General features: G+C 47.6%; 12 protein-coding genes. 8 read left to right on the top strand and 4 right to left on the bottom strand.

Annotated elements, in window-relative coordinates:
• A partial coding sequence (locus VIM72_RS26560) for an RNA methyltransferase (protein ID WP_332005844.1) occupies positions 1-528 on the top strand: 528 nt, incomplete at its 5' end.
• 12 nt (positions 529-540) lie between these two features.
• A complete protein-coding gene (locus VIM72_RS26555) occupies positions 541-1,368 on the top strand; it encodes a helix-turn-helix domain-containing protein (protein WP_332005843.1) in 828 nt (275 codons plus the stop codon).
• A gap of 100 nt (positions 1,369-1,468) precedes the next feature.
• Here VIM72_RS26555 and VIM72_RS26550 read toward each other — a convergent pair whose 3' ends face one another.
• Complete coding sequence (locus VIM72_RS26550; RefSeq protein WP_332005842.1) at positions 1,469-3,841, bottom strand: ribonucleoside-diphosphate reductase subunit alpha; 2,373 nt, start codon at positions 3,839-3,841, stop codon at positions 1,469-1,471.
• Between the two features lie 39 nt (positions 3,842-3,880).
• On the bottom strand, positions 3,881-4,855 hold the full coding sequence (locus VIM72_RS26545) for a ribonucleoside-diphosphate reductase small subunit (RefSeq protein WP_332005841.1): 975 nt from the start codon (positions 4,853-4,855) through the stop codon (positions 3,881-3,883).
• Positions 4,856-5,303: 448 nt separating this feature from the next.
• Between VIM72_RS26545 and VIM72_RS26540 the strand changes: the two genes are divergently transcribed.
• Positions 5,304-5,945: an ABC transporter ATP-binding protein gene (locus VIM72_RS26540; RefSeq protein ID WP_332005840.1), complete on the top strand. Its 642-nt coding sequence runs from the start codon at positions 5,304-5,306 to the stop codon at positions 5,943-5,945.
• 1 nt (position 5,946) lies between these two features.
• Positions 5,947-7,074, top strand: coding sequence for a hypothetical protein (locus tag VIM72_RS26535; RefSeq protein ID WP_332005839.1), 1,128 nt, complete (start codon positions 5,947-5,949; stop codon positions 7,072-7,074).
• Here VIM72_RS26535 and VIM72_RS26530 read toward each other — a convergent pair.
• Positions 7,053-7,631, bottom strand: a complete 579-nt coding sequence (locus VIM72_RS26530) for an NADPH-dependent FMN reductase (protein WP_332005838.1) — start codon at positions 7,629-7,631, stop codon at positions 7,053-7,055. The genes VIM72_RS26535 and VIM72_RS26530 overlap by 22 nt on opposite strands.
• Before the next feature lie 16 nt (positions 7,632-7,647).
• Positions 7,648-9,201, bottom strand: coding sequence for a hypothetical protein (locus VIM72_RS26525; RefSeq protein WP_332005837.1), 1,554 nt, complete (start codon positions 9,199-9,201; stop codon positions 7,648-7,650).
• Between the two features lie 153 nt (positions 9,202-9,354).
• Here VIM72_RS26525 and leuC point away from each other — a divergent pair, with 153 nt between their 5' ends.
• Genes leuC through leuB form a run of 4 tightly spaced genes read left to right on the top strand, consistent with a single transcriptional unit; the run spans position 9,355 to position 13,258 of the window.
• Positions 9,355-10,752 carry a 3-isopropylmalate dehydratase large subunit gene (leuC, locus tag VIM72_RS26520; RefSeq protein ID WP_332005836.1) on the top strand — a complete coding sequence of 466 codons (1,398 nt, stop codon included), beginning with the start codon at positions 9,355-9,357 and terminating at the stop codon, positions 10,750-10,752.
• Between the two features lie 25 nt (positions 10,753-10,777).
• The gene (locus VIM72_RS26515; protein ID WP_332005835.1) at positions 10,778-11,527 is read left to right on the top strand and encodes a methyltransferase domain-containing protein; all 750 of its coding nucleotides are present in this window, start codon (positions 10,778-10,780) and stop codon (positions 11,525-11,527) included.
• A 14-nt stretch (positions 11,528-11,541) separates the two neighbouring features.
• Positions 11,542-12,141 (top strand): 3-isopropylmalate dehydratase small subunit, encoded by a 600-nt coding sequence (gene leuD / locus VIM72_RS26510; RefSeq protein ID WP_332005834.1) that lies wholly within the window; start codon positions 11,542-11,544, stop codon positions 12,139-12,141.
• A 37-nt stretch (positions 12,142-12,178) separates the two neighbouring features.
• Entirely contained in the window at positions 12,179-13,258 is a 1,080-nt protein-coding gene (gene leuB / locus VIM72_RS26505) for a 3-isopropylmalate dehydrogenase (protein ID WP_332005833.1), read from the top strand.
• Positions 13,259-13,288: the final 30 nt, after the last annotated feature.

The following is a 13,288-nucleotide window of genomic DNA, read 5'->3' as shown; positions in this document are numbered from 1 at the left end:
GTGCAGGACCCTCATAATGTGTCGGCGGTGATGCGCACATGCGATGCCGTGGGCATACAGGATATTTATATTATCACCTCAAAAGCGCCGCGGAGAAAGAACTGGGGCCACAGGAGCAGCAGCAGCGCCAAGCAGTGGCTTACCATACATGATTTTGATAACGCAGCAGATTGTTTTGCTGCGTTGCGTAAACGATACGATAAAATACTCACCACTCATCTTGCCGCAGATGCGGTAAGTCTTTACGATATTGATTTCAGCGGTTCTGTAGCGCTGGTGTTCGGGAACGAGCAGAATGGCGTAAGTGATGCTGCCAGGGCGATGGCCGATGGTAATTTTATTATTCCGCAGATGGGTATTATCCGGTCGCTGAATATCTCCGTGGCTTGTGCCGTGAGCATTTATGAGGCTATGCGCCAGAAAACCATTGCAGGGCATTATAAGCAGCAAAGCCTGCCTGAAGAGCAATACCAGTCCCTGTTAAGTGAATGGGGATTCAGGGCGGAGGACCTGGAAACAGAAAATTAACCGTTTCTTATTATGGCAGTTGAAGGAACACTTTTCGGGGTTGAACCACCATTGTCGGATATTGTGAAGCATTTTTATGTGATCCAATCCGCCGGGGATGCCGCAACTACTGTGGCGCATCTCTCTCCCAATTATGAAATGATGTTGCTGTTCAATTTTGGCGCCCCTGTAAGGTGCTCTTTTGCGGCTGCGGCACTGGGAAGTATACAGGTGGAGAAAGTGGCTGTTTTGGGCCCTTTAAGGAAGATGTTGAACTATGAGTTGCTGCCGGGGGTGGATCTGCTGGCCGTGGTATTTAACCTGGATGGTTTTTACCGGCTGTACCAGGCGCCGGTAGATGAGCTGGATGGAGAAGATCTGCATGATCCTGGTGATATGCAGGAGCTGTGGGAAGTATTGAAAAGATGTGATTCTTCAGCCGAAAGAGTAGACCTGTTAAAGGATTATATTTCTACCACTGCACATGCTGCAGAAGAAGGGGCGCAACCGCTGCTGAATGGCGCTGATTATTTTAATGATCCGATGATACAGCCGGCCAAAGCCATTGCGGCAGATGCGGCATTGTCTGAACGTACAGTACAACTGCGGTTTAAGAAATATGTTGGATACTCCCCTAAAGAAATGTTGCGGTTTCTTCGCTTCAAGCAGGTGATCAGCAGTATAGAAAATAACACGGCCGCTTCTATCGACTGGTTTGATCTTATCCACGATTTCGGTTATCATGACCAGAGCCATTTGATCAAGGATTTTCAACATTACCTGGGTACTTCCCCTGAAATATTTATCAGGCAGATAGCGGGTAAGGAATTTTGTACCACGAAGCCGGGGAGGAGGTATTAAAAAGGATGGTATCGCATTTTGCGATACCATCCTTTTTAATACACAAAAAAAATCCCTGGCCGTTTTGGCCAGGGATCCGCATTTATACTTACATAAACCCTTATGCACTGCAGGTAACGCAACCTTCTTCCATAGTGCAAACAGCACCCACCACAATCTCTTCTTCTGCATTGCCGCCGGTAGCAACTACTGGCTGGATTTGCTGGCCGCCTTGTTTTTCTACGGTAAACTGAACGGCCTGTGCAGCAGCCTGGGTACGCAGGTAGTACATACCGGTTTTCAGTCCTTTCTTCCAGGCGTAGAAGTGCATGGAGGTAAGTTTGCCGGTAGTTGGCGTGTCAACGAACAGGTTCAGTGATTGCGACTGGCAGATGAACGCGCCGCGGTCTGCCGCCATATCAATGAGGTTACGTTGTTTGATTTCCCAAACTGTTTTGTACAGTTCTTTAATATTGGCAGGTATTTCAGCAATGTTCTGGATAGAGCCATTGTGTGAAATAATCTTTGTTTTCATGTCATTATCCCACAGTCCCAGTTCTACCAGGTCTTTCAGCAGGTGTTTGTTTACCACTACAAATTCTCCACTCAGTACACGGCGGGTGTAGATGTTGGAAGTGTATGGCTCAAAGCACTCGTTATTACCGAGGATCTGTGAAGTGGACGCAGTAGGCATCGGCGCCAGCAACAGGGAATTGCGGATACCATCTTTTATGATAGATTGCTTCAGGCTGTCCCAATCCCAGCGTGCGGAAGGTTTTACATCCCACATATCAAACTGGAGGATGCCTTTGGAGGCAGGGGAGCCCGGGAAGCTTTCGTAAGCGCCTTCTTTTTTAGCGAGATCGTTGGAAGCGCTCAAACCTGCGAAGTAAATGGTTTCAAATATTTCGCTGTTCAGTTTTTTGGCTTCATCGCTTTCAAACGGATAACGCATCAGGATAAACGCATCAGCAAGACCCTGTACACCCAGTCCTACAGGGCGGTGGCGCAGGTTGCTGCGTCTTGCCTCTTCGATAGGGTAGTAGTTGTTATCGATGATCTTATTGAGGTTCAGGGTAGCCTGGTAAGTTACTTCGTATAATTTCTGGTGGTCAAATTTACCATCAATTACAAAGCGTGGCAGCGCCAGGGAAGCCAGGTTACAAACGGCTACTTCATCAGCATCGGTATATTCGATGATTTCAGTGCACAGGTTGGAACTCTTGATGGTACCCAGGTTCTGCTGGTTGGATTTGCGGTTGGCGGCGTCTTTATACAGCAGGTAAGGGTTACCGGTTTCGATCTGCGCATCGAGGATGGCAAACCAGAGGTCCTGTGCCTTTACTGTTTTACGGGCGCGTCCTTCTTTTTCGTACTGTTCGTACAGGGTTTCAAATTTTTCACCCCAGCAATCGTGCAGTCCCGGTGCTTCATGAGGGCAGAACAATGACCAGTCGCCATTGGATTCCACGCGTTTCATGAACAGGTCTGGCATCCAGAGGGCGTAGAACAGGTCGCGGGCGCGCATTTCTTCTTTACCGTGGTTCTTACGCAGATCCAGGAATTCAAAGATATCGGCATGCCAAGGTTCCAGGTAAATAGCGAAGGCGCCTTTACGTTTACCACCGCCCTGGTCTACATAACGCGCGGTATCATTGAATACGCGCAGCATTGGGATGATACCGTTGGAGGTACCGTTGGTGCCGCTGATATAAGATCCTGTAGCGCGGATATTATGAATGCTTAAACCGATACCGCCGGCGCTCTGTGAAATCTTCGCGGTTTGTTTCAGGGTATCGTAAATGCCTTCGATGCTGTCGTCCTGCATGGTGAGCAGGAAGCAGGATGACATCTGTGGTTTTGGCGTACCTGCGTTGAACAGGGTAGGTGTGGCGTGTGTGAACCAGCGCTCGCTCATCAGGTTATATGTTTTGATGGCGGAGTCGATATCTTCTTTATGAATACCAACGGCTACACGCATCAGCATATGCTGGGGGCGTTCCTGTACTTTACCGTCTGTTTTCAGCAGGTAAGAGCGTTCCAGGGTTTTAAAGCCGAAGTAGTCAAATGCAAAGTCGCGGTCGTAGATGATACTGGAATCCAGGATCTCTGCATTTTTCCGGATGATTTCCCATACGTCGTCAGACAACAGTGCTGCTGGTTTGCCGGTTTTGGGATCAATGTATTCATACAGTTTCTTCATCGTTTTGGAAAACGACTTGATGGTATTCTTATGCAGATTGCTTACTGCGATGCGCGACGCCAGCAGTGCATAATCCGGGTGTTTGGTGGTGAGGGATGCGGCTGTTTCTGCAGCCAGGTTGTCGAGTTCGCTGGTGGTTACCCCATCATACAAACCTTGTATTACTTTTTTCGCTACGTCGATGGCATCTACGTATTCAGTATTGAAACCATAGCATAGCTTCTCAATGCGCGCAGTGATCTTGTCAAACTTCACTGCTTCTTTCCTTCCATCTCTTTTGATTACGAACATGGGTTTGTGAATTTAAGAGGTTAGTAATTCAAAATGTTTTTAAAAATCTTCTTCCAGGCTGAATGTCTGTGATTCCTTAGTACCACCCATTACGCCGGATTTCTGGTAATCGCCCACACGTTTTTCAAAGAAGTTGGTCTTACCCTGTAAGGAAATCATTTCCATGAAATCGAAAGGATTAGACGCATTAAATATCTTGGTATAGCCCAGTTCCGCGATCCATCTGTCGGCTACAAATTCAATGTATTGCGACATCAGTTCAGCGTTCATACCGATCAGTCCAACCGGCAGGGCTTCTGTAATAAATTCTTTTTCATAGGTGACTGCATCACGGATGATCTTATGTACCTGTTCTTCGCTCAGCTTATTTTCCAGCATGCTGTACAGCAGGCAGGCAAATTCGCAGTGCAGGCCTTCGTCGCGGCTGATCAGTTCGTTAGAGAAGGTCAGTCCCGGCATCAGGCCTCTTTTCTTCAGCCAGAAGATAGAGCAGAAGCTGCCGCTGAAGAAGATCCCTTCTACCGCAGCGAAAGCTACCAGGCGTTCAGCGAAGGTGCCGTTCTCGATCCAGCGTAAAGCCCATTCTGCTTTTTTCTTTACTGCAGGCACGGTATCGATCGCATGGAACAGGCGGTCTTTTTCCGCGGGGTCTTTTACGTAGGTGTCAATCAGCAATGCATATGTTTCAGAGTGGATGTTTTCCATCATGATCTGGAAGCCGTAAAAGCAACGGGCTTCCGGGATCTGCACTTCACTCATAAAGTTTACAGCCAGGTTTTCATTAACGATCCCGTCGCTGGCGGCGAAAAATGCCAGTACATGGGAAATGAAATGACGTTCTCCATCATTCAGGCCTGCCCAATCCTTAAGGTCGCTGCTTAAATCTATTTCTTCTGCTGTCCAGAAACTCGCTTCATGTTTTTTGTATTGCTCCCAGATTTTCGGGTATTTGATCGGCAATAGCACAAAACGGTCCTTGTTCTCTTTTAAAAGAATTTCATTCTCGTTACTCATCTTTAATTATTTTATGGGTACTGTCGAAGGTTTTTGGTTTTTCTTCCTGGGGTCAGCATTACTGAAATCTCACTGTCCTGTTTCCCTCAAATCATATTTCAACATCACCGTTTCCTAAAATCCATACGCTCAGGATTACAAATGTAAGCATCCCGCTTAGCCAGCATAATATTAGTTACTAACAGGTGTGGAAAAGAAATGGGAGCTTAATAAAACCATAGTGGCATAGCGTGTTTCACGGGTTTTGCACCTTGTGCATATGCGATATCCTTTGTATATGAAAGGGCTACTGCAAAAATCTGGCTTATATGATTATTTTTTTAACTGTTACGGCTAAATGAATGATGATCAGTAGAAAAATGTGCCAGGAAAATTTTTGTTAAAAAGATGGCCTTCCGTAGATATATATGCGTTAATTTTTCATATTTACACTTTTAAGCATTTTCATATGTCCGAACCGGTTATAACCCTGCATGCAGTAAAGAAAAATTACCAGGAAGTACCTATCCTGGATATTGCCCGGCTGGAGCTGCCTGCCGGTATCTATTGGCTGCAGGGGGAGAACGGCGCCGGTAAAACCACCTGTATGAAGGTGATGGCAGGCCTGATCCCCTTTAAAGGGGAGATCCTGCTCCAGGGAAAGGTGAGCAGCCGGCACCACCCGGTACAGTTCCGCCGCCTGATCAACTACGCGGAAGCGGAGCCGCTTTACCCGTCGTTCCTCACCGGCCGCGATCTGCTGCAGCTTTATCTCAATACCAAAGGCGGCAACCCTGAGGATATACAGGCCATCAGTGAAAAACTGGGTGTGCATATCTTTGTGAATAACCCGGTAAGCAGCTATTCCAGCGGGATGCTGAAGAAATTGTCCCTGCTGCTGGCCTTTACCGGTACCCCGGCCCTCATCCTGCTGGACGAGCCCCTGATCACCATAGATACCCGCGCACTGGCGGTTTTATACGACCTGATCCGGGAATACAGCGCCAAAGGCGTTTCTTTTTGTATCACTTCCCACCAGCCGCTGGATGCGGAAGAATTAACGGTAACGGGCACACTGAAAGTAGCTCATAAAAACATTACGCTCAGCTGATATGCGTACCACCTCCGCGATACTTGGCAAAATATTTACACAACGGTTCTATATTCAGAATACAGGCTTCTTCCTGGTACTGTTTTACCTCCTTTTCGGGGTAGTGAACGGCGCCAACCTCCTGGCTTATCACAAAGGGCTGATGCTCGGCTTCCTGGGCAACTATACCTTCCTGTTCCTGGTGCTGCTGCTGTGGACTTCCTACGCGCTCAAATGCGTGGGCTTTATGCTGAAAACATTCCAGCTGCAGGGATATGATTTCCTGTATCCCACCATGGGAAGTATCGATAAATCTGCCCGCCGCATGATATGGCTGCGACTTCATACAGCCATCTATATGCCGGTACTGGTATATGTAGCCATTACACTGGTAGTAGCCATCCGGCAGGGATATTATGCGCAGGCCGCCATCATCACTGTTATAAACATCGCTAACTGCATATGGCCGTTAACGTTATATGAAAGAAAACTGGAACAACCTGATGTGATCTTTTTTACCGGGCACCTGCAGCGGTGGCTTAACCGGCATTTTACAAAACCGCCGGTATTGTTTTTCCTGTATGAACTGTTTACCAACTTTCCCCGCCGCATTGTGAGCACCAAGCTGGTATCTGCCGGCGTGTTGTGGCTTACTTTCCTGATTATGACAAGGGGAGATTATTTTGACCTGCGCGGGCTGCAGCTGGGCGTGATGATCAGCGTGCTTACGCATATGCAGCTGATGGTGCATCACCGCGCATTTGATGATACCTATCTCAATTTTATGGAGAACCTTCCCGTTAGTTTGTTCTCCCACTATATGCGGCTGATGGGCGTGTATGTAATTACTTTTTTACCGGAGATGATCATCATCAGCGTTAACGCATATACGAAAACAACGCCATGGGGGCTGATAACGGTTTTCTGCACGGCATTGTCATTACTGATCCTGTTCCGTACCATGCTGTTTTTCCCGAAAATGAACCCGGAGGTGCATGTACGTTATACCATGCTTACTTCTTTCATTGTACTGTTCATGGTGCTTGGTCATTATGAATGGCCGGCTGTACTGCTGTTGCAGACAGCGTCGGCCATCATCTTCTTTACAAAATACCGTACTTATGAACCTTATATAGAAGCAGGTTCATGACCCATTTTATCACTCAGCCGTGCCAGTGATTGCAGCAGCAGCGGCAGTTGTTTAATCAGGAACTCATCGGTAAGGTTACCGTTTTCGTCAAACTTATGCTGGGCGTTGCTGATCATGATCTCCGGCTTATTGATCACAAATGCGTTCAGGAATACCATTACCTGGCGTAAATGATATTGCATTCTTGCTGTACCGATCTGCCCCTGTGATGCGCCCACAATAGCCACCGCTTTTTCACTGAATGGTTTGTCCGGGTGCCTGGAAACCACGTCTATAGCGTTTTTCAGCGCGCCGGGTATGGAGTAGTTGTACTCCGGTGAAACGATGATCACGCCATCGGATTCCTTTATCTTATGCACCAGCGGCACCACTTCTTCCGGCAATTGCTCTGTATGCAGATCGGCGTTATACATCGGGATCTTATCAAAGAATACCTGTTCAACGGTAATGTTGGAAGGCGCCAGCTGTTGCAGCGCTTTCAGGGCCATGGTGTTGTAGGAACCCTTCCGTAAACTGCCGGAGAGGGCAACAAAATGATAGTGTTTTTCGGCAGACATATGCTCGTATTTTTATTTAAATGCGTTTCTCTTTATTCACAAATTTCCGGTGGATCACTTCCTGTACCGGTATACCTTCTATCTTACTTTCCAGCCAGGAAATAATATCCAGGTAAAGGAAGGAACGGCGTTCATACGGATCTTCTGAAATCTGTTCCAGCCGGTCTTTCAGGTCCACAAAGGCATTACGCAATGCTTTGGGATTGGCATAAATATAACGGCGGAGGAATTTCATGATCTCTTCCATCACCAGACCAAGATCCTTGTGTTTTGAAATGAAATGGTAAACAGATTTGATCAGGTATTCTACCAGACTGTAATTCTCCAGTTCATAATGCGCAATGAGGTGCAGGATACGGGCAAAGCACTGGATATCTGCCCGGAGGTTGCCGATCTTTAAGTTGATGATCTTATTAAGATAAACGATGGCTTTATTGTTATCGCCGCTACCAAAATATAAACAGGCAATCTTATAATAGAACACCAGCACGCGGTGCTGGTCTATTTTCAGGGTATGCCTGCTGATCTCTGTTTCCAGTTCGGGCACCATGGCCAAACCCTGGCTGAACGTGCCTTCCAGGAAATAACGGTTTATTTTCGCGGTATACAGGTATACAAACGCTGAAGTGCGGGTGTTTTCGTGGAAGTTATCCTGGTTATCGCGGATAAACTCTTCCAGGTCAGTCAGTGCCGCCTTGAACTTTTCAAAATTGGAAGTGTAAAAATGCGCCGTGAGCAGGTTATGCTGCGCCTTAATATACAGGTCCATATCTGTTTGCTGCAGCGAAGGGTATTTGCGGAACAGGTCCACCCATTTCTGCGTATAGCGGTAATACATCACGAAGTCCTGCAAAATATAGTAGTACCAGCTCGATGCCTGGTACATATACACTTTTTCGTAAAAGCTCATGTGCGCATGTTGCAGCGCCGGCAACTGGCTTTCAAAAAAGGACTTCACCATTTCAGCGTCGCGCTCGTTACGCGCATGGCCCAGCTTCAGGTACAGGCCATACATCCGCAGGGAAAGGGTAGAGAGCCGGCTGATATTGGTAAGCTGCTGCTCAATTTGCCTGGACTCCGCACTCAGCACCTCCGCCCTGTTTTCCAGGCTCCGGGTGATATGGCGGGACTCAATCAGTTTTTCGAACTCAACAATTTCATAGGTGAGCATTACCTCCTCCTGTTCCAGCGCCATGGTTTTGGCTTTGGCCAGTATTTTCAGGCTCTGGTTATACAGTCCTTTATTATAGAGCACCCGCGCATGATCCAGTTGCTCGCGCAGGTCGATCAGGGGGTCTTTTTGTTTGTATAATTGCCGCAGGCTGGACAACAGGTGTTTGTAAAGATGTGCTTTTACGTTAGACAGCTGCTGCTTTTTGATATCGGTTATTTTCTTCAGGATCTGCTCTTCATCGTAGTCCTTCATTTTGTCCAGCGTATTGAACAGCTGGATAAAAAGTACGTCCTCTTTGGTGTTGTTTTTATTGAACGCCAGCTGAAAATTGCGTTTTTCTGCTTTTGTTAAGGTTTTTATTAATATGAATAATGCATCACTTTGACTGTTGGGCATCGTTATTAAAATCTTATAAATAATTGATAAACAGTGTATTAGTGTATATCGGTCGTGTTTAAAGGTTGTAATTAAAGCAAATTTAGCGATATGGCAATTAATTAATGACCATTAGATTTGAAGGTATAAACAATTATAAAAGGAAGCAAAAGGATGGGAAAAACGTTATTTGATAAAATCTGGGACAGCCACATCGTGGTGAGCAAGCCGGGGCATCCCGATGCCGTGTACATCAACACGCACTTTATTCATGAGGTAACAAGCCCCCAGGCATTTGACGGGCTCCGTAAGCGCGGTATCCCCGTGTTCCGCCCGGCTAAAACCCGTGCTACCGCCGATCACAACGTACCTACCCTGCACCAGGACCAGCCCATTAAAGAAGCATTGAGTCGCCACCAGGTGGAAATGCTCACTAAAAATACTGCCGAGTTTGGCGTGGAGTTGTATGGACTGGGCCACCGGTTCCAGGGCATTGTACATGTAATAGGACCTGAACTGGGCATTACTCTCCCGGGTATGACCATCGTTTGCGGCGACAGCCACACCAGTACCCACGGTGCTTTTGGCGCGGTTGCCTTTGGTATCGGTACCTCCGAAGTGGAACAGGTGCTGGCCACCCAGTGCATATTACAATACAAGCCCAGGCGGATGAAGATCGAAGTAAATGGCAAACTGGGCAAGGGCGTACTTTCCAAAGACATCATTCTTTATATCATCTCCAAAATATCCGCCTCCGGCGCTACCGGTTACTTCGTGGAGTATGCAGGGGAAGCGATCCGCAGCCTTAGCATGGAAGCCCGTATGACCATCTGTAATATGAGTATTGAGATGGGCGCCCGCGGTGGACTGATCGCTCCCGACGAAATCACTTTCGATTATATCAAAGGCCGCGAATTTGCACCCAAGGGAGCGGACTGGGACAAATCCCTGGAATACTGGAAAACCCTGTATTCCGACAACGACGCCGAATTTGACAAGGTGCTCAGCTTCGATGCCGCCGATATAGAACCGCAGATCACTTATGGCACCAATCCCGGTATGGGCATGGGCGTTACCCGCCACATCCCGGCCCTGGAGCAGCTCGACGAAAAAGAAAGACCTTCTTTCAAAAAGTCACTGGAATATATGGACCTGCAACCCGGTGCTGAACTGCTGGGTAAAAAAGTGGATTATGTATTCATTGGCAGCTGTACCAATTCCCGCATTGAAGATTTACGCCTGGTAGCAGATTTTGTGAAAGGCAAACATAAAGCAGACGATGTAGTGGTATGGATCGTGCCCGGTTCCAAACAGGTAGAAGCCCAGGCCATGGAAGAAGGCATCGACAAAATATTTGCAGAAGCAGGTTTCCAGCTGCGTGAACCTGGTTGCTCCGCCTGCCTGGCTATGAATGAAGACAAGGTGCCTGCAGGTATGTACTGCATTTCTACCTCCAACCGTAACTTTGAAGGCCGCCAGGGCCCTAATGCCCGGACCTTCCTGGCCAGCCCGCTCACTGCGGCAGCCGCAGCGATTACAGGTAAGGTAACAGATGTAAGACAATTAATATAAGGAGAGCATAATAAAGCCGAAAGCTATGGATCAATGGAACGCGGATTTATACAAGGAAAAACACGCCTTTGTGTTTGAATACGGCAACAGCCTGATCGACTGGTTACAGCCGCAATCCGGGGAAAATATCCTGGACCTGGGCTGTGGTACAGGAGAGCTTACCGCGCAACTGGCGCAAAAAGGCGCCACTGTAACCGGGATAGACGCTTCCGCCGCCATGATAGAAAGCGCCCGCGCGCACTTCCCGGGTATTACCTTTGAAGTGGCCGATGCTACTACGTTTTCCCTGCCACAACAGTTCGACGGGATCTTCTCCAATGCTACCCTTCACTGGGTACGCGAAAAGGAAAAAGCCATCAGCCGGATGTATGCACACCTGAAGAAAGGCGGACGGCTGGTAATTGAAATGGGAGGCCAGGGCAATGTGCAGCAGATCCTTACTTACCTGGAAAAGGCCATGCAGCAACGGGGCTATACCTACGAACCGTTCTGGTATTTCCCTTCCCCGGCGGCATACGCTACTCTCCTGGAAAAGGAAGGCTTTAAAATAGACAGGGTGCACTTTTTTGACCGCCCGTCTAAACTGGTGAACCCGGAAACAGGCATCATCGACTGGCTGGAAATGTTTGGCGCCCACTTTTTTGCCGGGGTACCAGAGAAAGATAAAAACGCCATCCTGCAGCAGGTGCAGCATGAACTGGCGCCGCACCTGATGAAGAACGGCGAATTGTATGCAGATTATGTGCGCCTGAGAGTGGCCGCCACAAAAATTTAAACTGGAAAATCAACATGAGTAAAATATTTCAACACCTCGTTTCGGCTGCGGTACCTGTACCCATTGAAAATATAGATACAGACCAGATCATCCCGGCGCGCTTCCTGAAAGCTACTACCCGCGAGGGCTTTGGGGAGAACCTGTTCCGCGACTGGCGCTATAACGCCGATAATACACCGAAGGCTGATTTTGTAATGAATAATCCCATTTACGGCGGCCAGATCCTGGTAGGCGGTAAAAACTTTGGTTGCGGTTCTTCCCGGGAGCACGCTGCATGGGCCATTGCAGATGCCGGCTTTAAAGTAGTGGTAAGCAGCTTCTTTGCAGATATCTTCAAAAATAACGCCCTTAATACGTTTATTTTGCCCATCCAGGTGTCAGATGGCTTCCTGGACCGTATCTTTAAGGCCATTGAAGCCGATCCTAAAGCGCAGCTGGAAGTGGACCTGGAAAACCAGTTCATAAAAATTGTCAGCACCGGCGAAAAGGAAAGCTTCGATATTAACCAGTACAAAAAAACATGCCTGCTCAACGGGTACGATGATATCGATTACCTGCTGAGCCTCCGTAAGGAAATAGAACAATACGAATCCACAAGAACATATAATTTCTAACCATCAAAAAGCTAAATACTAAAAGCTAAAAACAGATATGGGCGTTGAGAAGAAAATACTAGTTATACCCGGAGATGGGATCGGACAGGAAGTGACGGCATGGGGACAAAAAGTGCTGACAACGATAGCCAAAAATTATCATCACACTTTCACCTTTGAAGAAGGTATTATGGGCCACGTAGCCATTGAAGCCACCGGAGATCCGCTGCCTGAAGAAACACTGCAGAAAGCAAGGAACTCTGATGCTATCCTGTTCGGCGCTATCGGTCATGCTAAATATGATAACGATCCTACCCTGAAAGTACGGCCAGAACAAGGTTTGCTGAAGATCAGGAAAGAACTGGGATTGTATGCAAATCTCCGCCCGATAAAGTTATTTGATGAACTGCTGGAAGCATCCAGCATTAAACCTGAAATACTCCGTGGTTCCGATATCCTCTTTTTCCGCGAGCTTACCGGTGATGTATATTTCGGTGAAAAGGTAAGGACTGCCGACCGTAACACGGCTTCCGACCTGATGATCTATCATCGTTATGAAGTGGAGCGTATTGCCCGTAAAGCATATGAAGCTGCACGCACCCGCCGCAAAAAGCTTTGCTCTGTGGATAAAGCAAACGTACTGGAAGCAAGCCGCCTGTGGAGGGAAGTAATACAGGAAGTAGCAAAAGAATATCCTGATGTGGAAACAGAACATATGTTCATCGACAATGCCGCCATGCAGCTCATCAAAGATCCAAAACGCTTTGATGTGGTGGTTACCGGTAACCTGTTCGGCGACATCCTTACCGATGAAGCATCGCAGATAGCCGGTTCAATGGGTATGCTGGCCTCTGCCTCCGTTGGCGACAGCACCGGTTTTTATGAGCCTATCCACGGATCTGCGCATGATATTGCCGGCAAGGGCATTGCCAATCCGCTGGCTTCTATTTTATCTGCCGCTCTTATGCTGGATATTTCCTTTGGCCTGAAAACAGAATCACAACGCGTGATCAAGGCAGTGGAAGCTACGCTCAGACAAGGCTTCAGAACTATGGATATCGCCAATAAACATACCGTGAACGATTGCATTATGGGCACCGACGCTATGGGCGCCAAAGTATTAGAGAATCTGAATTAATCATTCAATAAAATTATTACACTATCATGG

The sequence above is a fragment of the Chitinophaga sp. genome, assembly GCF_036569185.1.
In the GTDB taxonomy this organism is placed as follows: Bacteria; Bacteroidota; Bacteroidia; order Chitinophagales; family Chitinophagaceae; genus Chitinophaga.
Note: the sequence above shows the minus strand (reverse complement) of the source record. Positions and strands in the feature narration are given on the sequence as shown.

Excerpts from the sequence above, each read along its gene's own strand:
- VIM72_RS26525 (WP_332005837.1), bottom strand. The coding sequence starts at position 9,201 with ATGCCCAACAGTCAAAGTGATGCATTATTCATATTAATAAAAACCTTA.
- VIM72_RS26540 (WP_332005840.1), top strand. The coding sequence starts at position 5,304 with ATGTCCGAACCGGTTATAACCCTGCATGCAGTAAAGAAAAATTACCAG.
- VIM72_RS26555 (WP_332005843.1), top strand. The coding sequence starts at position 541 with ATGGCAGTTGAAGGAACACTTTTCGGGGTTGAACCACCATTGTCGGAT.
- VIM72_RS26535 (WP_332005839.1), top strand. The coding sequence starts at position 5,947 with ATGCGTACCACCTCCGCGATACTTGGCAAAATATTTACACAACGGTTC.
- leuC (WP_332005836.1), top strand. The coding sequence starts at position 9,355 with ATGGGAAAAACGTTATTTGATAAAATCTGGGACAGCCACATCGTGGTG.
- VIM72_RS26515 (WP_332005835.1), top strand. The coding sequence starts at position 10,778 with ATGGATCAATGGAACGCGGATTTATACAAGGAAAAACACGCCTTTGTG.
- VIM72_RS26550 (WP_332005842.1), bottom strand. The coding sequence starts at position 3,841 with ATGTTCGTAATCAAAAGAGATGGAAGGAAAGAAGCAGTGAAGTTTGAC.
- leuD (WP_332005834.1), top strand. The coding sequence starts at position 11,542 with ATGAGTAAAATATTTCAACACCTCGTTTCGGCTGCGGTACCTGTACCC.
- leuB (WP_332005833.1), top strand. The coding sequence starts at position 12,179 with ATGGGCGTTGAGAAGAAAATACTAGTTATACCCGGAGATGGGATCGGA.
- VIM72_RS26545 (WP_332005841.1), bottom strand. The coding sequence starts at position 4,855 with ATGAGTAACGAGAATGAAATTCTTTTAAAAGAGAACAAGGACCGTTTT.
- VIM72_RS26530 (WP_332005838.1), bottom strand. The coding sequence starts at position 7,631 with ATGTCTGCCGAAAAACACTATCATTTTGTTGCCCTCTCCGGCAGTTTA.